Origin of the sequence: Trichocoleus sp. FACHB-46 (assembly GCF_014695385.1) — a bacterium.
Lineage (GTDB): Bacteria > Cyanobacteriota > Cyanobacteriia > FACHB-46 > FACHB-46 > Trichocoleus.
The window spans coordinates 74,946-95,655 of sequence record NZ_JACJOD010000008.1 but is presented as its reverse complement, the minus strand read 5'-3'; the positions used below and the strand labels follow the sequence as shown (position 1 = coordinate 95,655).

Here is a 20,710-nt window from a genome sequence, read left to right as displayed (position 1 = left end):
AAATGACCCCCTATTTCTAGGGAGTCAATAAGTTCAATTTAAGTTTGCCAAACTGATGCCAACTTAACCCAACAGTGCTTTTGCTCTGGTCACTACGTTGTCCACAGTGTAGCCAAACTTCTCTAGCGCTACGTTACCAGGAGCCGACACACCAAAGCGCTCAACGCTGATCATGTCGCCTTCGCTGCCGATGTAGCGGCACCAGCCAAAGCTGGAGGCTGCTTCTACAGCTAAGCGCTTGGTCACGGCTTTAGGTAGCACTGACTCGCGATATGCGGCATCTTGCTCATCAAACAGTTCCCAGCAAGGCATAGAAACGACGCGGACGTTCTTGCCTTCTGCCCGGAGTTGCTCAGCGGCCTTGACACAAAGTTGCACTTCACTACCCGTAGCCAGCAAGATCAGGTCAGGGGTACCTTCGCCGCCAGACAGGATGTATGCACCCTTCGACACACCTTCAATGGAGGAACCATCTAACTGAGGTAGGGCTTGGCGTGACAGAGCCATCAGGGTAGGACGCTTACGCTCTTCTACCGCCACCTTGTAAGCCCCAGAGGTTTCGTTACCATCTGCAGGACGCATAACCAACAGGTTAGGAATCGCCCGTAAAGATGCGATCGTTTCAATCGGCTGGTGAGTAGGACCGTCCTCACCCAAGGCGATCGAGTCGTGGGTCATAACGTAAATTACGCCCGCTTGAGACAGCGCCGATAGACGAATCGCTGCCCGCATGTAGTCTGCGAAGACCAAGAAGGTGGCGCAATAAGGAATCAAGCCAGAGTTGTGCAGGGCAATCCCATTACAGATTGCGCCCATACCATGCTCACGCACGCCAAAGCGCAGGTTGCGATTTTCGTAAGCGCCTTTCTGGAAGTCACCCGACACTTTGATGTAGGTGAGGTTGGAGTGGGTGAGGTCAGCGGAACCACCAATCAACTCAGGCAGAGCAGGAGCGATCGCGTTCAGGGTTTTCTCAGAAGTTTGGCGAGTCGCGATCGCTTTGTCTTCGGGAGTGTAAACCGGTAGAGACTTTTCCCAACCTTCGGGGAGTTTGTTGCTAATAAAGCGCTCAAATTCCGCCGCTTCACCAGCGTATTTGGTTCTGTATTGAGCTAGAACTTGATTCCACTCATCTTCGAGTTGAGCACCCCGCTCTACGGCTTTACGCCAGTGGTTCAGAGCATCTTGAGGTACTTCAAAGGGTTCGTAGTTCCAACCCAAGTTCTCGCGGGTCAACTTGATTTCATCGCCACCTAGTGCCGCACCATGAACGCCAGCGGTGTTAGCTTTATTAGGAGAGCCGTAGCCAATGGTGGTAGTGACTTTGATGAAGGAAGGCTTATCGGTAACTTTCTTCGCTTCTTCAATGGCCTTGGCAATGCCGTCGAGGTCACTGTTGCCATCAGCTACGTGCAGCACATGCCAACCGTAAGCTTCAAAGCGCTTCGAGACATCTTCAGTAAAGGAAACGTCCGTAGAACCGTCGATTGAGATATGGTTGTCGTCGTAGAGAGCAATCAACTTACCGAGGCCGAGGTGTCCTGCCAAGGAGCAAGCTTCGCCAGAAATCCCTTCCATGTTGCAACCATCACCTAGGATGACATAGGTGTAGTGGTCAACCAGGGTGGCATCAGGCTTGTTGAACTTGCCTGCTAGATGAGCTTCGGCCATTGCTAAGCCCACACCATTACAAATCCCCTGACCTAGAGGACCCGTGGTGACTTCGACCCCAGGAGTCATGAAGTTTTCGGGGTGGCCTGGAGTCTTGGAGTCCAACTGACGGAATTGCTTAATGTCATCCAGCGTCACGCTGTCGTACCCAGCTAAATGGAGCAGGGCGTATTGCAGCATGGAACCGTGACCTGCCGACAACACAAAGCGATCGCGGTTGAACCAGTAAGGATTTTTGGGATTGAACCGCATAAAGCGATCCCAGAGCACGTATGCCATCGGAGCAGCGCCCATCGGCAACCCTGGGTGACCAGATTTTGCCTTTTCTACAGCGTCAATCGCCAGAAAGCGGATGGAATTAATACAAAGCTCGTCGAGTGATTGTTGGGTTGCGACAGCCATAATCTCTATCTAGTTGAACTACGAGTTAGCACTGGACTGGGTGAGCGATCGTGACGTTGCTCCGGGTCACCCTAAGCTTATATACCTACTGAATTACCAATTATGGTAGCTGATAATGGCATTGGATAGGTAATAACTACTAACGCAGAAACCCAGGTGTTTATAGACCTGAGTTACCCCGCGATCCCAAAGACTGGGTTAAATTTTACAAGCTCAGCCAACGTACTTTCTAAATGCTACCGTAACGTTGTGACCACCAAACCCAAATGAGTTGGATAAAGCTACATCAACTTTATGGGATCGGCTGTGATTTGGTACATAGTCCAGGTCACATGCAGGGTCAGGATTTTCCAAATTAATGGTTGGCGGCAGTTGGTCGTGAGCCACAGCCAGAGCGGTTGCCACGCCTTCAATCCCACCGGAGCCACCCAGTAAGTGTCCCGTCATCGACTTAGTGGAGCTGACCGCCACTTTGTAGGCATGTTCGCCCAAAGCAGTCTTAATCGCTGCCGTTTCATTGGGGTCGTTCATGGGAGTGCTAGTGCCATGAGCATTGATATAGCTCACTTGATCCGGCGTAATCCCAGCATCCTTCATCGCCAGTTGAATCGCTCTAGCTGCCCCTTCGCCACCTGGAACCGGAGAAGTCATGTGGTAGGCATCGCAGGTCATGCCATAACCAATCATTTCGGCGTAGATACGAGCGCCACGGCTGAGGGCATGCTCTAGTTCTTCGAGCAACAGAATTCCTGCCCCTTCACCCATGACAAAGCCGTTGCGATCGCGATCAAACGGACGACTGGCATGAGCAGGGTCGTCATTGCGAGTAGACAGCGTCCGAGCAGAAGCAAAACCAGCAACTGAAAGGGGAGTGATTGCTGCCTCCGCACCACCGCAGATCATCGCTTGGGCATAGCCACCTTGAATCAACCGGAAAGCATCCCCAATCCCATTAGAACCAGAAGCACAAGCAGTCACCGGGCAAGAGTTAGGGCCTTTGGCACCAATGTGAATTGCGGTTAAGCCCGCCGCCATATTGGCGATCATCATCGGCACCATGAAGGGGCTACAACGGTCTGGGCCTTTGGTCAGGTAAACTTCCTGCTGGTCTTCCAGAACCTTGATGCCACCGACCCCGGAACCGATGATCACACCCACCTGTTCTGCGTTCAGGTCGTTGATGACAAATTGAGCATCGGCGATCGCTTGTTTACTCGCTGCCACGGCAAACTGAGCAAACCGATCCATCCGCTTCGCATCCTTACGCTCTAAGTACTGGAAGGGATCAAATGCTTTAACTTCTCCCGCAATTCGGCAGTCGTGCCGAGCTGCATCAAACAGAGTGATTGGGCCAATGCCATTGCGTCCACTCACCAACCCTTCCCAATACTCTGACAAGGTGTTGCCAATGGGTGTAACCGCGCCGAGACCCGTTACAACAACGCGCTTACGGTCAGAATTTGTCATGATGTAAAATTCAAGGGCTTTCTAGCCCGGAACGCAGAATACAGGTTTCTGAGTTGGCATCTCCCCACCCCCAAGCTTGGTACGGTGCCGAGCTGCCAATGATTTAGAGTCTAAGCTGCTGCTTTGTTGCTGATGTAATCGACTGCGTTTTGCACAGTAGCGATTTCTTCGGCTGCTTCGTCGGGAATCTCAATATCAAATTCTTCTTCTAGGGCCATGACTAACTCCACCGTGTCGAGAGAGTCAGCACCGAGGTCATTGGCAAAGCTAGCAGCTGGCTTAACTTCGCTAGCTTCAACACCTAGTTGCTCGGAAACGATTTTTTGAACTTTAGCAAAGATTTCTTCTTGATTCATGACAACCCCTAGCTTCTTATTTTAGGACTTACTCAGTGGTTTCAGCTTTTGTCAGTGCGCTCTAGAAAAACTTACTCTAGAAAGGCTGTCAAAACATCTTACAGATGAATTTGCTGGAATTTGATCCCAGGCAGACATCAGCTCTGAGCATTTCCTATCTTATCTGAAAGCGTGACGGCGATCGCGTTAGATGGGCGCTTTCCCGAACTGACACATTCCGAGCCAAAACTCAACGAAAAGTTAACCTCTGTCCCCACAGTCCTCAGCCGAAAAAGCGATGATAGAAGGGTCAGTCGCGAGTTAGCTCCTCAATCCTAGGCAGATCTAGGCAGACCTAGCTAGACCTAAGTTGAAGTTTGCTGGAGCTGAACACCCACTCAGTCACGCTTAGCTATGCCATCTCCGTCTTTGAAGTACGCTTATTTCCCCGGCTGTGTGGCTCAAGGAGCCTGCCGAGAACTTTACCTCTCGACCGCAGCCTTAACTAGCGCTTTAGGAATTGAACTAGTCGAATTAAAAAAAGCTTCCTGCTGTGGTTCCGGTACGTTTAAGGAAGAATCTGCTCTCTTAGAAGACAGCGTTAATGCTCGCAATATTGCTCTAGCAGAAGAATTAAATCTACCGTTACTCACTCATTGCAGCACTTGCCAAGGCGTAATCGGTCATGTAGATGAACGGTTAAAAAAATCCCAACAAAACAATCCTGACTACATCGACCAAATCAACGGTTTACTGAAGCAAGAAGGCTGCTCACCTTACAAAGGCAGCACTGAAGTCAAGCATCTATTGTGGGCTTTGGTAGGAGACTACGGCCTAGAAGCACTGCAAGCCAAAGTGACCCGTAAGCTAGCAGGTCTGAAGTGCGCCGCCTTCTATGGCTGCTACCTCCTGCGTGCCCAAACTTCGATTCCCTTCGATGACCCCTTCCAACCAGAGTCGATGGAAAACGTGTTCCGGGCGATCGGCGCGACACCGATTTATTATCGAGGCCGCACTCAATGCTGCGGTTGGCCGCTCTCTAGTTACGCCACCGATCAGGCGTTTCAGATGGCAGGCAACCATATTCAGGACGCGATCGCCTCTGGAGCCGATTGTTTGGTCACGCCCTGCCCTTTGTGCCACCTCAACCTCGACTCTCGCCAACCAGAGGTCGAACAAGTAATTGGGCAGAAATTGGGCTTGCCTGTTTTACACCTTCCTCAACTGGTTGCCTTGGCTTTAGGAGTGGCCCCAGAAAAGTTGGGCTTAAACCATCACATTGTTTCCACTCGCTCAGTTTTGGAAAAGCTTGGTTTCTAGAGCAATAATTTCTAGCTAATTTCCTACGTTTTGTAACGAGCGTTTTACAAAAAGAGGAGATATTAACCCCCAAAAAGGCCATTGGGAGGCTCCCAAAACCTTACTCCATCAAGCTTTCTCCCAAAATATTTCCACTATTAGGGTGTGTATTAAATTCTTTGAATTTTTGCCGCCTTTCTCAGAAGCGATCTCTAGCACTGCGGTAAACTTGGCGTTGATTCTAGAGTCTTAGTTCTAAGACTTGCTGGTCTGCTTTACCGCAGATGTTGCAAGGCATTGAACACCTAGTTTGGAGTCTTTATTCAATGTCTCATTCTGTCAAAATTTATGACACCTGCATTGGGTGTACTCAATGCGTCCGGGCTTGCCCTACTGACGTTCTAGAGATGGTTCCCTGGGACGGCTGCAAGGCTGGTCAAATTGCTTCGTCTCCTCGTACCGAGGACTGTGTGGGTTGCAAGCGGTGCGAAACTGCTTGTCCTACTGACTTCCTCAGCATTAGAGTTTATCTCTCTAATGCTGAAACAACCCGGAGTATGGGTTTGGCCTACTAGAAACTGACATTAAACGCATCATTTTTTTATCCTGCGTTTATCGATATACTTGGGTTCAAAAAACAGGGGAGGTGTTCAGCCTCCCTATTTTTTTTGGTAACTTTACGTGCCTAGACGAGCTATCTATCCCGTTTTCAGCCCAACCAAGGCGTAGATCACTTTTTGGTTTCAGTACTTGATGAAGCACTGTTGATCGCTAAAGACTGTTATATTCGCGTTTTATCTGTCTCAAGAGGCGATCGCGCGATCGCACTACAGCCAGAGCGCTGAAAGGCAGATGGCACCTAAACCGTAATCGCTTGGCAGGAGTTGTGGGTTAAATGTGCGGAATTGTTGGCTATATCGGTACCCAAGCAGCAAGTGACATTTTGTTGGCAGGGTTACAGAAACTGGAGTATCGCGGCTACGATTCTGCGGGGATCGCAACCGTTTTGGAAGGCGAGATCCACTGCGTCCGCGCCAAGGGCAAGCTACACAACCTTCAAGAAAAACTCGAAGGCATTGAGAACCCAGCCCAGCTTGGCATCGGTCATACCCGTTGGGCAACTCATGGCAAGCCAGAAGAGTACAACGCTCACCCCCACATGGATACAGCCCATCGCCTAGCGGTGGTGCAAAACGGCATTATTGAGAATTATCGGGAATTGCGAGAAGGCTTAATTGCCAGAGGCCACACCTTCCGCTCTGAAACTGATACAGAAGTAATCCCGCATCTGATCGCTGAACTGCTTGAGAAGCTCAAAGCTGAGCCTAGTTCGATGCCTGCGTTGGCCCAGCACTCGCCTTTACTAGAGGCTGTGCGCCAAGCGGTCAACCACTTAGAAGGAGCCTTTGCGATCGCGGTAATTAGCGCTGACTTCCCAGATGAACTGATTGTGGCGCGGCAGCAAGCACCGCTATCCATCGGTTTCGGTCAAGGGGAATTCTTCTGCGCTTCTGATACTCCTGCTTTAGTGCCCCACACGCGCGCCGTCTTAACCCTGGAAAATGGCGAACTGGCACGTTTAACGCCCTTGGGAGTTGAGGTGTATAGCTTTGGGGGCGATCGCTTGCGGAAAACCCCTCGCACTCTCAACTGGAACCCTGTCATGGTAGAAAAGCAGGGCTTCAAGCACTTCATGCTCAAGGAAATCTACGAGCAACCAGGAGTGGTGCGGGCTTGCCTAGAAGCTTACCTCGATACTAGTTGGAGTCCTGAATCTGCCACTTCACCCATTAAACTCAACCTGGCACCCGAACTCTATAGCGATTTGAAACAGGTGCAAATTGTCGCTTGTGGCACCAGTTGGCACGCCAGCTTGGTGGGCAAATACCTGATCGAGCAGTTGGCTGGCATCCCAACAATGGTGCAGTATGCTTCAGAGTTTCGCTATGCTCCGTCGCCCTTGACTCCCAACACCCTCACCATTGGCGTGACTCAGTCGGGCGAAACAGCAGATACCCTAGCAGCACTGGAAATGGAAAAGCAGCGACGGGCTGGGCAATCCCCTCGGTTTGAGGCACGCTTGCTCGGTATCACCAACCGTCCCGAAAGCTCCTTGGGCCACATGGTGCCTCAGGTAATCGATACCCATGCAGGAATCGAAATTGGCGTGGCTGCCACCAAAACCTTTGTGGCGCAGTTGATGGCATTCTACGCTCTGGCTTTAGATCTGGCATACCACCAACAAACGCTATCAGCCACTCGTTTAGAACAAATCTTGCTAGGACTGCGGCAACTTCCGGCGCAAATCGAGCTAATTCTGGAAAGCCAAGAGCGCTATATCGAAGAACTGGCCCACGACTTCGCGGAAACTCAAGACTTTATTTTCTTAGGACGGGGGATCAACTTCCCGATCGCCCTAGAGGGAGCTTTGAAACTTAAGGAAATCAGCTACATTCACGCTGAGGGTTATCCTGCTGGAGAAATGAAGCACGGACCGATCGCACTACTAGATGCCAAAGTGCCTGTCGTCGCGATCGCCACACCAGGTTTGGTTTACGAAAAAGTGCTCTCCAATGCTCAAGAAGCGAAAGCCAGAGATGCCCGCCTCATCGGTGTGACTCCCTTAGAGGCCAGCGAATCTGCCGAAATTTTCGATGACTTGCTGCCTGTGCCAGTTGTGGAAGAGTTACTCTCGCCGATTTTGGCTGTGATTCCGCTACAGTTGCTGGCCTATCACATTGCGGCCCGTCGCGGCTTAGACGTAGACCAACCTAGAAACCTCGCCAAATCTGTGACGGTCGAGTAAGTGGTTGCTTGAGCAGAAGTTTGCCCTGCCATCTTTTAGGCTGATAATAAGGCACTCAACTGTTACTTTCCTTCATGGCTTCCATCGCCCGCAAAAACTTGTTTGAGGATATTCCTCGATTCCTGGTGGCTCAAGCTGGCATCATGTTTGCAGTCAGCCTTGTCACTATTCAGACTGGAATTCTCAGAGGGTTTACTCGTTCTACCACCCTCCTGATTGACCAATCTCAGGCTGATGTTTGGGTTGCTTCCAAAGACATGGTGCAGATTGAGCTGACGCTACCTCTGGCAGTGGATCAGCTTAGGGTCGCGCAACAAGTACCAGGCGTAGGGCGAGCGGAAGCCTTGATCTTTAGGCCAGGCATTTGGCGTAACTCTCAAGACGAGATTGCGCCAGTCCGAGTCGTCGGCTTTGATCCTCAAGGACAGTTATTTTCTCCCCAAAACATCACCCAAGGCAGCCTCAGTGCCCTCAAGCAGCCTTTTTCGGTGATGGTGGATGAAACCAATGCAGATTCACTGAATCTTAAAACCCTTAATGCTCAAGGCGCGATCGGCTCACTTCCAGCTCGACTCGTTGGTCTCACTCGCGGCACTCAGTCAATGGTGTCTAGTAGCTTCCTATTTACCTCTTTAGAAAATGCCAATGCCTATATAAACTCCCCCATCCGTTCTAACCTGCAATGCCGATCGCAGACTGGCTCCGAGGAGGTGCAATGCACCAACACCTATGAAACAGCGCCTGCTGGCACTGGCTCGGTCAATCCTGCGCCTGCGGCCCCCCGTCGCCTGAATTTAGGCGACCCCATCACTTATATTTTGATTCGGGCCCAACCCAACCAAGATCTAGCAATTCTTAAAAAACGGTTAGAAGCGACTCTGCCCAATACCCATGCCTATACACGAGCCGAAATGGTGGCAAAAACTCGTAATTATTGGCAAAAACGTACGGGCATTGGCTTTGTTCTCGGTCTAGGAGCTGCTGTTGGCATCATTGTGGGAATCGTGATTGTGGGCCAAATTCTGTACTCCTCTGTCTCGGATCACCTACGAGAGTTCGGAACTCTCAAAGCGATGGGCGCGTCAGATTGGGTAATCTACAGCGTGATTGTCGAGCAAGCCTTATGGATGGCCGTTTTGGGTTACCTGCCTAGCTTAGCCCTGTGTCTTGGAGTCGGCACATGGACATCGGCAACTCAGGGGATTCTGATTTTAATTACACCCGCAACAGCCTTCGGAGTTTTCGGCATCACGGTGGTGATGTGTGTCAGCTCTGCCTTGTTCGCGATTCAGAAGGTAACTCGAGTTGACCCCGCCATCGTGTTTAAGGCATAACCTTAAACTTCTCGAGGGGAATACGGAGAACTTAGAGAACCTGGATACACTAGATAGTATGGCTCTACAGCGATGAAATCTGGATTCGGCGTTTAAGCACCTGAATCTACCAGTGCATCGTTGTCCAAAGTTCGCACTCCACTCCTTTCCATTTAACCAATGTTGATTAGAAACCTAAGCGGATGACTGCTTCTCAAATTCGTTTTGCTGAATATGCCCAGCTTCAGAGTCAGGTTGCTTCTACCGCAATAGGCTCTACCCAAATTAAAACCAATGCCATTGCTGCCCGTGGGGTGGAAATGGTATTCCAATCCGGTGCTGAACGCTTCTACGCCCTGAAAGATATTGATCTCGATATCCAGAGAGGGGACATTTATTTGCTGATGGGTCCTTCTGGATCTGGAAAAACTACGCTGCTCTCTATCCTAGCGGGGATCTTAACACCTAGCCGCGGCAGTGTTCATTTGTTAGGGCAAGAAATTACAAGAATGTCTCGCACCCAACTATCCCAGTTCCGCTTGGAAAATATTGGTTTTATTTTTCAAGGATTTAATCTGTTTCCTGCCCTGACTGCCCTTGAAAATGTGGAATTAGCACTTAAGGTCAAAGGTCTTCGAGGGCGCAGTAACCGTCGCCAGCAGGCTCAAAGCTTGCTAGAACAGGTGGGGCTGCAAGATAAAGTAAAGTTACTACCTCGAGAGCTATCGGGTGGCCAACAACAACGAGTGGCGATCGCACGAGCTTTAGCAGGCGACCCACCCCTAATCATGGCGGATGAACCTACTGCGGCTCTGGACTCTCGTAGCGGCCATGCAGTGATTGAGTTGCTACGAAACCTTGCCAAAGAGGGGGGTCGTACAGTGTTGATGGTGACTCATGACCCACGCATTATGGATGTGGCAGACCGAGTGGTGAACTTGGAAGATGGCATGCTCGATCAGCGATATGCTGCCTAGCCCTTCGTTGTAGTTCAAGCTATTTAAAACTAGATAGGGGCACAGAATGCTGCGCCCCTACCCGTAATTTATTCCATAAAGTTTGTCGAGAACCTAGTGCCTGTTGCTGCTCCAGTTACGGAGATAGCAGATTGGCCTCGTCATATTTTCTGTCAGCCTCTATATATAAGTGAGGCTTGGTGTATTAAATGCCAATTGGCTGGTTTGCTATGTCTGTATTCTCCCTGGTAGGCAGGGCGATCGCATAGCGGCAATCTACCCAGTTACCCCTGGGGATCATCCCCAATAGGGTTTTACAGAAACTAGCGGTAGTTTCAAGGTGGAAGTCGTGCTAAAGCGTCTTCTGGACTGCTTGAGCGATTTCGGTCAAGGTGTCAGCAACGGAGCGGGGTTGCCAATTCAATTCGCGTCGGGCTTTAGCGGCATCAACCCGCACACAGCGATCGTAGACGTAGTGAACCCGCTCTCGGCTCAGAGGTGGTTGCCAGGAGAACAAGCGACCAAGGGGGTCTAAGATATTCCCCACTAACCTAACCAAAGCTTTGGGAGCCTCGGTGGGAGCAGCAATCCCAGCTTGCTGACCCACAATTTGGAACATTTCTCGTGTGGTCAAATCCCCAGCAGAAATAATGTAGTGCTCTCCGGTTGGCGCTCTCTCGGCAGCCAAGATCATGGCCATCGCCAGGTCATCAACGTGGACTACACCCGTGACGCGATCGCCCCCGGCCCAGAGCTTCAGTCCACCTTTGAGAAATTGCCGCAAGACCGGAATAAAGTGCGGATCATCCGCGCCAAAAATTCCAGAGGGCATCACACTCACGACGGGTAGCCCTTGCTGCGCCATCTGATCCACAAATACTTGCGCGTCATATTTAGTGCGATCGTAGGCGGAGGAAAAGTCTTTTTGAGTGCGCTGAAAGGTCTCATCCACCACTTGCCCTTGCGTGTCACCAAACACCCCAATGGTGCTGCAATAGACCACTTTGGCCACGTCCACTTCTTTGGCTACTTCCATCACGGCGCGAGTGCCTTCTACGTTCACACGCTCCATCTCAGCCGCATTCACCAAACCCAACTCCACATAGGCAGCGGTGTGAAATACTATGTCTACCCCTTGCATGGCGGTGCGTAAGGCTTCGCGATCGCTGAGGTCACCATAAACCAGGTGCACTTGAGTGTCAGCTAGGCGCGACAAATTGCTCGACTTACGGACCAGCCCTACTACCTGGTCACCCCGCTGTTCCAATAGACGAACCAGGTGAGATCCGGTAAAGCCGTTTGCTCCGGTGACTAGCGCCTTCATAATGCTTTTTCGTAGATGCGGTACGTCTTATAAATCTTGCCACCCGACGCTTCAATCAACTTGCACGACGGGAAGTTATCTTCGTAAACCCAAGAGAGTTCAGCTCGCTGATAAGGTTTCCCTTTTTGGATGCCACCGCTCATGCCCAAATAAATTAAGGCGAGAGGCACCATTTTGCGACGGTATTCAGGCAAAGAACAGATAGCAATGACTCGGCCTTGGTTAATCTGGCGACGATACCAGAGAAACTTAAGAATCCCTAGCCAATTGAGCTTGCCGCCCACCTGTTTGAGGGGAATATTGTAGTCGGGCAAGCCCATAAAGAACCCAATCATTTCGCCGTTATATTCCGCGATCGGGAATACGTCTGGATCAACTAAGCTTTGCAGCTCTTTAGCTTCTTCCAGAAATTCTTCTTGGGTGCGGGGTGTAGAACTCCAGTTGCCTGCAAAGGCGGTGGTGAACAAGCGGTAGAGGCTAAGGCAATCTTGCTCAAAACCTTCCCCTTTCGTTCGCAACGGTCGGAAGGTTACGCCGGATTTGCAAGCAATGCGATGGGCTTTCTCGAACTCGGTGGGTAAAGGCTTGTCTAAAGGAAAGTTGTAAGCGTAGGCATCTTTAGCCTTTTGCCAACCCAACCGCTCGGCAAATTCGGGATAGTAAGCGGGATTGTAAGGCATCATCACCATTGGCGGTGAGTCAAAGCCATCAACTAACCACAGGCAACTGTTATGGGTTGAAAGATCGATGGGACCACGCACTGCCGTCATGCCTTGCTGACGCAACCAGTCAGAGGCGGCATCGAGCAGTGCTTGAGCGATCGCAAAATCAGCAATACATTCAAAAAAACCAAACAACCCAATCTGCTGCCCTTCTCGCTCGATCAGGCGCTGGTTCACTGCTGCTACCACACGCCCTACCGCCTCTGGCCCTTTGGCTCCCTGAGTGACTGCGATAAACGGTTGCAGTTTACCGTATTGCAGGAAGGGATTGCTAGGTGAGAATTGCTTGGCAGTACTGCTGCGTAAAGGCGGTACCCAGTTCGGATCATTGGCATAAACTCGCGTTGGCACATCCAGAAACAGGTCTTGATCTGCTGGAGTTGTGACCGCCCGAATCTGATACGTCGAAGCCTGAGTAGCCACCATTTTTTAACTTTTGAAACTAAAGATTTTATGGCAAGGGCAGAGTATTTTTCTACCCTCGCAGCATTTTATCAAACTAAGCACTAATGGTGGGTTTATACAGCACATTTCGAGTTGCCACTAACCCTGCCACCAATCGATCCATTTCCTCTTTGGTATGGAGGGCGTTGACAGTCACCCGCAAACGGGGCTTGGCAATAAACCAGATCGGCGAAACCCAAATGCCGTAGTTTTCGAGCAGCAACCGACCAAACAGCTTGGGATTGATTTCGGACGGCAAAATAATGGGAACGACGTTGGTTTCGCCGATCGGCAGGAAGTCGTGCTCGGTCAAGCGCGATCGCAAGTAAGCTGTATTTTCCTGTAATTGACGTACCCGTTCTGGCTCCCGTCGCACTATTTTGATGCTCTCTAGCGCAGCAGCGGTGAGGGGTGCAGGTAGAGAAATAGTGCCGATTGAGGTGGGAGAGACATTCAGCAACGGCTTCAGCTCAGCTACATGGCTGCTAATCGCCGCACCAGCCGAGGCTGCAAACTTCGAGAAGGTGGTCATGATCAGCGGCACAACACCACGCTCGATCGCTTGCTGAGGAGTGAGGTTAAAGTGCTCGTAAATTCCTCTTCCAGTTGCTCCGATCGCACCACTGGCATGAGCTTCATCCATCATCAAGACGCTGCCTTCGTAATTCTGCATCACGTCGAGCATGTCGGGTAGGGGAGCAATGTCGCCATCCATCGAGAACACTGCATCCGAAACCACCATGATGCGGTCATCGGGTCTGGCATAGCGGCGCAGTTTGGTGGCCAAGTCGTTGACATCGCAGTGTCGGTAAGCACGAACCCGCACCCGGGGGCTATGACCAAAGAGCTTACCGGAGCGAGTTCCTGCATTGGCGATCGCAGAAACGATGCAACCGTGGTTCAGTACATCGGTGAGAATAAGCGTTTCCCGCGTATGCTGAAAACCAGGTACCGGAATTGCTAAATGGCAAAACGCATCCATTAAGGCTTGCATCGCCATCCAAGCATTCAGAAAGAGTTGGGTGTGAGGAAGATGTTTGAAGGCCGAAATTTCATCTTCGAGCTGACGATGTAAATCAATTCGACCACTCAAGACAGAGCAGGAACTATTGGAAGTGCCGTACTGCACAATGCTATCGATCGCCGCTTGTCTAACTGACTCGGATTGAACCAGCCCCAAGACGTCATTGGTACAGAAGGTTAAAGCTGTGCAGCGAACGCCTGTTTTAGCATCTTCCAGTTCAACTAAATTTCCTTGTTTGGCGTGGCAGATGTATTCATCTGGCTCAAGTTCGCTGTCATACCAGCGCTGGACGTATTCTTTAATAACTTGCACAGTAAACTCCCCTCACCTTATTCCCAGATAGTCTATCGTCTCTGGCATAACAGTGTATTTTCCTAGCAAAATGCCCATCATCCAGGTCTAATACAACACCAAACACCAGCAATCCAGAGGGTCTGGATTACTTTATACAACCAAATTGTTTGTGAACCAAAGTACTGGGTAGAGGCTGAAGTACGGTTCCGGATTACATCTGTTTGAGGAACGGCTGGTATAGTTGCCTTCATCCGACTGGGCTTTCTGTGGTTAGCTCGGCTGGGCTAGAAGCCATAGCCTTAGAGAAAGAAACAAAGTTATCTGAGTTCCCGCTTTGGGGATCTTCTGATTGACTAGATTTTTGCACAAATTGTTCGTACTGCCGGACAATTAATCGCTGCACTGCAATGATGGCTGGGTTTACTTCCACATACCGACGCTGCGGGTTGTCCAGGTAGCGACGCTGCTCACTTTCCATCATCTCAATGTCTTGATTGAGAAATTTCATGAACACGTGCTGCTCCAGCAAGGGTTGTAGCACAGGCTCTAGCGATCGCAAAAACCACTTGGGCAACTTCACACGCAGAAAGAACAAGGCAAAGGAAGCACTTTCTGTAGGACCCATCGGCAATCGCATCAGATAGAGGCTAGAAACGCCCTCCAACGAGCTTTGATAGTGCGGATAACGATATTCTACTGAAACGGTTTTGGTCGTCACCTGCTCAGCTTCCTCGGCTAAGCCCAAAAATTTCGCCAGCTTGCCTTTGTAAGACACCCGATAGTCCGCACAGACGCTATTCTCAGTTTCTCGCAAGCTGGTCAAGATGGGGTCGAACCAACCCTGCAAATTTTCATGTAAAAACCCATGAAATACATCCATTGAGTTTTCGTTGCAGATAGAGAAATGAGATTTAAAGTGTCCGGTGACTGGCACCATGAAAAAGTCGGGGTGATCAAACTCTGCAATATCCGGTAGAGAACACGTTTCAGCCAGCGCTGGATCACCCGGAAAAATCCAAATGATGTTGTACTTTTCTTGAATGGGGTAGCTGCGGGCTTGAGCACAGGGTAATTTTTGTTCAGGGGGGAAATAAGGTATTTTGACGCAGTCCCCTTGGCCATCAAACTCCCAGCCGTGATAGCGACAAGCCAAATTAGTGCCATGCACTTTACCTTTGTGCAGCGCTACACCTTTATGGGGGCAGGCATCTTCTAGGGCATGGAGTTGGCCTGTGGCATCTCGATAAACCGCGATCGCCTGCTGCCAAATCTTGACGGGCATCACCTCATTCGGCTTCAGCTTATTAGCCCAGCCGACCGCATACCAATAGTCAGGGTTGATGCCAACTTCTCGCACTGCATTCCGCACTGTCTGCCCTTTTAAGGCTGTCGTCAATTCCATTCACTGTGCCCCTCTGCCTGTACTGCCTAACCTCGGAACTTGTTGAGCTTTTGCATCCTTAGTTCGTCAATCTTTCGTCCATCCCTAGGTGAGTGACTGAATCTAAAGTAGCTTGCTAACGTTCCCCGATGGATTACGCCTATTTAGAGTTATAGCCGCAAAGATCGAATTATTTGTATCTTAGATTCTGCGGCTCAATAGCGCGATCCCAAGCTTCTGTGGCTTGTATGAGTAGGCTTGCTGGCATCCGTCTTTAAGGCAGGTTCTGCTCTCGTCGCCGCAACTCGCTGAGAAACTCGATCGCCACTCTCTCTAACCAACGTTGAGCGATCGGTTCGATAAATTTGTCTAAGGGATTCAAATCAACCACATACGGCCCTACTTGCACCCCTACCGGCTCTAAATGTTTGCCAGGTAACTCCTTGCACAGTAACGGCAGTGGGCGCTTCTGGAGCTGTCGAAAGAACCACAAGACATCGCTGTTTTTCTGGATTTCTTCGCTTCTGTCTTTATCTCCTAAATTTCCTGCAACCGTATCGTTTTGGAAAGAAATCAGAGCCGTCAGGTTAAACAGGCTGCTAGACGCAACGCAGCATTGAGTTTGTTCGCGAGTAGGCAGTACCCCCAACTTGAGCTTGTCTAGCCAACGAGCCACAGCCCGGATGGGAATGGCGCTTTCGGTATCGCTGATGTCAGGGGCTAGTAGCAAGGAAGGCTGACCTTTAATCGAAATCTTCTCTGGTGGCACAATCTCGGCGATCGCACGCTCAATCCGGGCCGCTTCTTTGGCATTGACACACTGCTGCACCACTTCTTGCCAGCGATCGCCGCTCAGAAACTCCAGCAGTGCCACATACTTGCAACCCAAGCTATGTCCTACCCAGGAATATTTAGAATTTTCTTGATAAATCTTGTGTTGATAGCCGTAGCGCTGAGCTAATGTTGTCAATTCGGTGCGTAAGGTGTTTTGTTCAGCAAATAAAGTAGCGGCGATCGACCAATGCCGAAAACTAAACCGAAAAGGCAAAGCCACAATCGTATAGCCTTCCTCAAATAATTTTCTTAAGAAGTAGCGATAGAAAATAGTTGGAAAGGTACCAAAGAAAGCGCCTCCAATAAACTGAACCACACCTTTTGGCTCAGGATGCAGTGCCACCCAACTAAAAGAAACAGGTTGAAACTTAAACTCAGCTTGCATCCAAACAACCTCTCATTTTAGAAGAAATCAAAACTCAAGCATGAAAATTTAGCCCCTTAATTAAGAGGCTTTTTAAGTAGAAGGCTACTGACTAGAAAGATGATAAAATCGGTTAGTCAGTAGCCAAATTCAAGCGTTACTCTGCTATTGACGAAATTCAGGAACTCTCAGCCGCGATCGCTCTATTTCTCAGTTTCTTTGGGCTTGTCTTTAGCATCTGCATACTCAATTGAGTTGAGAGCTTTGCCACTCGCGAGAGGCAGCGCATAAGCAATTTGATCAAAGTCCAAAGGCTTGCCAGGTTCAAGCGCATTGGGCAGGAAGGTGCCGCGAATTTCTGGGCTGAGTAGCACTTTTACAGGTGCTTTGTTCTTAGAAGGTGTGACATTAACCAAAGCGGCATAACCCCGGATTTCGAGTTGCGGATCAGGATTGCCAAGGATGCCATTAGCGAGATCTGGCAGAAGTTGCACCGAGGCAGTTTGACCCGCAGGCAAATCAAACTCACCGATATACTTTCCTACCTTCTTGTTGCCTGTATCAACACGCTTAACATCCAATTTGATATTGGGGTCAAAAGCGATGTCATAAACCAAAATGGTATTCGCTTCTAGCAGTCTGGGCTTGGGATTAGGATTCGCTTTGGTTGGCAAGCTGATGTAAAACTCAATCTGAAGCTTGAGATCTTCGCTTTCTAAGTTGGTTACTGTTAGGAAATAGCCCTGAACAACTCGACGCGCAACTTCATCTGTGACAGGGTTAGAAGGCTTGCGAGGGGCGATCGCTTTGACTAATAGTTCAAAAGTCGATACTTCCATGATTACTTCTCCTGATGTAGGCTTGATTTTTGTTTGGTCGCTCACATCATTAACCTACAAACAGGAATTAAGTTTTTCCGCCCAAGTATTTAGAAATGTGCAAAGAATTTCTATCAGCTTCACCTATAGAAGATTCGGGTATTAATTATTTGTTCAACATAGGTGAGTAATTAGATTGGATAACACCCAAATGAGTGATTTCTACTCTTTGGAAGTCTCTAATGGTGGGTGCTGAGATAAGTTGATGAGTAGCATCGCATATTTACCTGCTCGTTGAGGTTGCTGATTCAACCCTCAGTTACAATCGCGATCGCAAAGCCAAAGGTTATGCCCAAGCCAACATTTTGAGGTGTCGAGCTTGTTGAGTTGAAGTGCGATCGCCTTCTTAAACCGCAATCACTACGCTGCCAAAACCTGAGCAGCCGTTAGCTTTAAAGCAAGAAACGTTGGAAACTGAATGATAGATTCATCGGTAAAGACTGCCTCATCATAACGACCTTCATTCAACTGACAGATCGTTACCTTTGCCTCTAACAGATCAAAAATCTAATATTCAGAAATTTCTAAAACACTATACTCGCTGTACTTAGCCCGATAATCTGCCGACTTGGTAGAGCTTAACTCCCCTTCGACGAGGTCATAACGGGTTCCTGTACCATCGTCATAAATGAGATAGTCTGCAAAGCTAAACTTTTGGGTAGTCGTGGTCATGGCAGTTAACCTACGGTTCCCTTACCTTTTCTGAATGACTACACAGTGGGTTTAGAGAGACTGATGGGCGATACTGGATTCGAACCAGTGACCCCTTCCGTGTGAAGGAAGTGCGCTACCACTGTGCTAATCGCCCGCGGACTCCTAATTTAGCACAGGCCAGGGGTAGGAACAATAAGAGCGGCAAGAATTAAATGCCTTGCGGGTATTCGTCCCAAAGGGCTGTGGTCTGTCGAAGGCTACGGTGGTCGCCGTTGCCAATGATTAAGTGATCTAGCAAAGGAATCGCTAAGAACTGTGCTCCCATCAGCAGTTGGCGAGTCAAAGTAATATCCTCTGTGCTGGGTTCGGTGCTGCCCGAAGGATGGTTATGAGCCACAATTACGCGAGTTGCACCTTGGCGAATCACTTCGCGAAAAATATCCCTAGGGTGGGCTAAAGTTTCGGTGGCAGTGCCTATGGTGATTACCTGTGTCCCCAGTAAGCGATGCTTCACATCAAGGAGCAACACCGCAAAGCGTTCTTGGTGCTGCCACATCAATTCGTGGCTGAGGGCAGCGGCAGCAGATTCAGGACTGTCGATCACGGTGCGCTCTGCAGGGCGAGATTGAAAGGCTCGCTTGCCTAGCTCGATCGCGGCCAAAATTGTGGTTGCCTTGGCTGGACCAATGCCAGAGATTTTAGTTAGATCCAGCGCATTCACATCGCGCAGCACTTCCAGGGGGTCACGCTGATGCTGGCTGAGTTCTTGCAAAATGTATTGTCCTAGGCCGATCGCTGATAACTTTCCTGGCCCCTGCCCTGTCCCTAACAAAATGGCTAACAATTCCGCTGTAGATAAACCCTTAGCCCCTTGGATTAGGAGTCGCTCGCGCGGGCGTTCATTCGTGGGTAAATCGGCAACCCTGAGGCAGTAGGTCATAGAAACGTTTGCACCCTCAACCATTATCTTCCCAGTTATCCCGATTCAGGCAGCTCAACTTACATAGGCGGGTGACCGAGGAGAGGTCAAAAATACGCTAAGTGTTAGCTAGTGGCTACTCAGCCCTTGGTGCCTAATTAGCCTGTCTATCAATCTTGAGACTGAAACCACTCTGGTTAGGAACTTCCGCCTAGAGACCGAAGTGCTTTCATTGCAACTAGGTTTGAGTAAAAGAAGCGCGATCGCTACTTCATCACTATTTAGCTATCTAGCGCCGTTTTTATTTCTACTTGATTAAACCGACTCAGGAGCCTGTCAGTGACCACTCAATATTCGATGCCGCCAGAGGAGTTAAAGTCAGCCAATCTGCACGCTCCCACAGATCTAGATGAGCAGATGATCGATAAGGTCTTGGAAGAAGCCAACCGAGCGATCGATCAAGGCAAGGCAGGTGTAGGAGCCATGATTTTATGGCGAGGTGAGATTTTGGCTTTAGGACACAACACATTTGAAGAAACAGGCGACATGACCGCTCATGGTGAGATGACGGTGCTACGCCAAGCTGCTAGACGCTTAAGCCAAATGAGCGCAGAGGAAAAAGCAGACCTGAGCATCTACGTCACCTTAGAGCCTTGTTTGATGTGCTTGTCAGCTATTTCGTTTGTGGGTATTAAGCGCGTGGTTTATTCTGCTTTAGCGGAGGATGCTAATGAGGAACAGTGGGTAGCACATGGCATCAGCATTGATAAGCTCAACTCTTCGCTGGTCAGAGGTCCATTAGAGTTGGTGGCTGGAGTCAAGCGGGAAGCTGGCAAAGCTATATTGGCTCGAATGCACAAACGTTCTTAGAATATGTGGCTTCTACCTAAGACATAGCAACATAGATATAAAAAGAGTTTTATAACTTCCGCAATCTGACTCAGGCAACATCTGGTAAATTTGGGCATGCTAGGACAAGAAGCGATCGGGAGCTTTTAGCATGTCTATCGTGCCCAATAGTATTAGCCGCAAGGACCTACTACAGCTGTGGGTTGAGACGCTTTCTGGTTTAACTCCAGAGCAGAAAACGATTGTATTGGATGCTTTTACCCAACTCCATCGAGTGGCAGCCTTTGATAGCCAGCTCAATTGATGGAAGTATGTGATGGCTTAATACCCCTGAGCTGCAACCAGCATGTGATAAGCAATTAACAGTTGAGCTAGCGCTAAGGGGTTACTTTGTAAGATTTCTCCTGTTGTCCCTGCAATCTTGCCCAACTCAGGGTTAACGCCTCGATTGCAGACATGCCAAAAATGAGGCATTTCGTGACACAGAATTTTTTCTAAATCATAGACCTGTGCTTGCGTGGCCTGCGACTTGAAGCACATCAACTGGTCTTCCCATATCGCGATCGAGTTCTAAGCTGATCGCAGGGGTGGAATCAAGATTCCGTTGATTCAAAATCTGGTTTGGTCTTCTGTATAGCCACGCTTGTGGGTGCCGCAGTTAATCTTCCACTGCGATCGCAATGCCTCTGGTGGTGCTAGATAAACTTTGACATTGAAGCAATTGCGTAGTAGCGCAGTACCGTACTGCCGGAAGAGGCGAGTTTCTTTCACTTG

General features: G+C 49.6%; 20 protein-coding genes and 1 tRNA gene. 7 read left to right on the top strand and 14 right to left on the bottom strand.

The genetic code is table 11. The features are described 5' to 3' along the window. Window positions 1–63: 63 nt before the first annotated feature. The 3 genes from tkt to acpP form a co-directional block, all read right to left on the bottom strand. Window positions 64–2,073 (bottom strand): transketolase, encoded by a 2,010-nt coding sequence (tkt, locus tag H6F72_RS05220; protein WP_190432483.1) that lies wholly within the window; start codon window positions 2,071–2,073, stop codon window positions 64–66. A gap of 213 nt (window positions 2,074–2,286) precedes the next feature. Then, window positions 2,287–3,540 (bottom strand): beta-ketoacyl-ACP synthase II, encoded by a 1,254-nt coding sequence (fabF, locus tag H6F72_RS05215; RefSeq protein WP_190432481.1) that lies wholly within the window; start codon window positions 3,538–3,540, stop codon window positions 2,287–2,289. A gap of 110 nt (window positions 3,541–3,650) precedes the next feature. Then, window positions 3,651–3,896 carry an acyl carrier protein gene (gene acpP / locus H6F72_RS05210; protein WP_190432479.1) on the bottom strand — a complete coding sequence of 82 codons (246 nt, stop codon included), beginning with the start codon at window positions 3,894–3,896 and terminating at the stop codon, window positions 3,651–3,653. A gap of 393 nt (window positions 3,897–4,289) precedes the next feature. On the opposite strand from acpP, the gene H6F72_RS05205 reads away from it, so the two are divergent. The 5 genes from H6F72_RS05205 to H6F72_RS05185 all read left to right on the top strand — a co-directional run bounded on the left by H6F72_RS05205 (window position 4,290) and on the right by H6F72_RS05185 (window position 10,270). Continuing rightward, window positions 4,290–5,195: a CoB--CoM heterodisulfide reductase iron-sulfur subunit B family protein gene (locus H6F72_RS05205; RefSeq protein ID WP_190432477.1), complete on the top strand. Its 906-nt coding sequence runs from the start codon at window positions 4,290–4,292 to the stop codon at window positions 5,193–5,195. Between the two features lie 305 nt (window positions 5,196–5,500). After that, a complete protein-coding gene (psaC, locus tag H6F72_RS05200) occupies window positions 5,501–5,749 on the top strand; it encodes a photosystem I iron-sulfur center protein PsaC (protein WP_190432475.1) in 249 nt (82 codons plus the stop codon). Between the two features lie 320 nt (window positions 5,750–6,069). Next, entirely contained in the window at window positions 6,070–7,980 is a 1,911-nt protein-coding gene (gene glmS, locus H6F72_RS05195; RefSeq protein WP_190432473.1) for a glutamine--fructose-6-phosphate transaminase (isomerizing), read from the top strand. Window positions 7,981–8,054: 74 nt separating this feature from the next. Beyond that, a complete protein-coding gene (locus tag H6F72_RS05190; protein WP_190432471.1) occupies window positions 8,055–9,314 on the top strand; it encodes an FtsX-like permease family protein in 1,260 nt (419 codons plus the stop codon). A gap of 182 nt (window positions 9,315–9,496) precedes the next feature. Continuing rightward, window positions 9,497–10,270, top strand: coding sequence for an ABC transporter ATP-binding protein (locus H6F72_RS05185; RefSeq protein ID WP_190432470.1), 774 nt, complete (start codon window positions 9,497–9,499; stop codon window positions 10,268–10,270). A 331-nt stretch (window positions 10,271–10,601) separates the two neighbouring features. On the opposite strand, the gene H6F72_RS05180 is transcribed toward H6F72_RS05185, so the two are convergent. From H6F72_RS05180 to radC, 9 genes are all read right to left on the bottom strand, one after another. Then, window positions 10,602–11,573 carry an NAD-dependent epimerase/dehydratase family protein gene (locus tag H6F72_RS05180; protein WP_190432468.1) on the bottom strand — a complete coding sequence of 324 codons (972 nt, stop codon included), beginning with the start codon at window positions 11,571–11,573 and terminating at the stop codon, window positions 10,602–10,604. Beyond that, window positions 11,570–12,721 (bottom strand): hypothetical protein, encoded by a 1,152-nt coding sequence (locus H6F72_RS05175; RefSeq protein ID WP_190432466.1) that lies wholly within the window; start codon window positions 12,719–12,721, stop codon window positions 11,570–11,572. The genes H6F72_RS05180 and H6F72_RS05175 overlap by 4 nt, the downstream gene beginning before the upstream one ends. Before the next feature lie 73 nt (window positions 12,722–12,794). Next, on the bottom strand, window positions 12,795–14,075 hold the full coding sequence (locus H6F72_RS05170; protein WP_190432464.1) for an aminotransferase class I/II-fold pyridoxal phosphate-dependent enzyme: 1,281 nt from the start codon (window positions 14,073–14,075) through the stop codon (window positions 12,795–12,797). 229 nt (window positions 14,076–14,304) lie between these two features. Continuing rightward, the gene (locus H6F72_RS05165) at window positions 14,305–15,459 is read right to left on the bottom strand and encodes an aromatic ring-hydroxylating dioxygenase subunit alpha (RefSeq protein ID WP_190432461.1); all 1,155 of its coding nucleotides are present in this window, start codon (window positions 15,457–15,459) and stop codon (window positions 14,305–14,307) included. 253 nt (window positions 15,460–15,712) lie between these two features. Further along, window positions 15,713–16,657 carry a DUF1350 family protein gene (locus H6F72_RS05160; protein ID WP_190432459.1) on the bottom strand — a complete coding sequence of 315 codons (945 nt, stop codon included), beginning with the start codon at window positions 16,655–16,657 and terminating at the stop codon, window positions 15,713–15,715. Window positions 16,658–16,839: 182 nt separating this feature from the next. Further along, the gene (locus tag H6F72_RS05155; protein ID WP_190432458.1) at window positions 16,840–17,475 is read right to left on the bottom strand and encodes a hypothetical protein; all 636 of its coding nucleotides are present in this window, start codon (window positions 17,473–17,475) and stop codon (window positions 16,840–16,842) included. A gap of 546 nt (window positions 17,476–18,021) precedes the next feature. Continuing rightward, window positions 18,022–18,186, bottom strand: a complete 165-nt coding sequence (locus tag H6F72_RS30090) for a hypothetical protein (protein ID WP_242016794.1) — start codon at window positions 18,184–18,186, stop codon at window positions 18,022–18,024. 64 nt (window positions 18,187–18,250) lie between these two features. Continuing rightward, window positions 18,251–18,322 (bottom strand) — tRNA-Val (locus tag H6F72_RS05145). Window positions 18,323–18,376: 54 nt separating this feature from the next. Continuing rightward, a complete protein-coding gene (radC, locus tag H6F72_RS05140) occupies window positions 18,377–19,108 on the bottom strand; it encodes a DNA repair protein RadC (protein WP_190432456.1) in 732 nt (243 codons plus the stop codon). A gap of 318 nt (window positions 19,109–19,426) precedes the next feature. Here radC and H6F72_RS05135 point away from each other — a divergent pair, with 318 nt between their 5' ends. Continuing rightward, window positions 19,427–19,957 carry a nucleoside deaminase gene (locus tag H6F72_RS05135; protein ID WP_199298893.1) on the top strand — a complete coding sequence of 177 codons (531 nt, stop codon included), beginning with the start codon at window positions 19,427–19,429 and terminating at the stop codon, window positions 19,955–19,957. 130 nt (window positions 19,958–20,087) lie between these two features. Then, window positions 20,088–20,240 (top strand): hypothetical protein, encoded by a 153-nt coding sequence (locus H6F72_RS05130; RefSeq protein ID WP_190432454.1) that lies wholly within the window; start codon window positions 20,088–20,090, stop codon window positions 20,238–20,240. A 17-nt stretch (window positions 20,241–20,257) separates the two neighbouring features. Here the strand turns inward: H6F72_RS05130 and H6F72_RS05125 are convergent, their stop codons facing one another. Next, window positions 20,258–20,476 (bottom strand): hypothetical protein, encoded by a 219-nt coding sequence (locus H6F72_RS05125; protein WP_190432452.1) that lies wholly within the window; start codon window positions 20,474–20,476, stop codon window positions 20,258–20,260. 69 nt (window positions 20,477–20,545) lie between these two features. Then, complete coding sequence (locus tag H6F72_RS05120) at window positions 20,546–20,707, bottom strand: hypothetical protein (protein ID WP_190432450.1); 162 nt, start codon at window positions 20,705–20,707, stop codon at window positions 20,546–20,548. Window positions 20,708–20,710 lie beyond the last annotated feature (3 nt).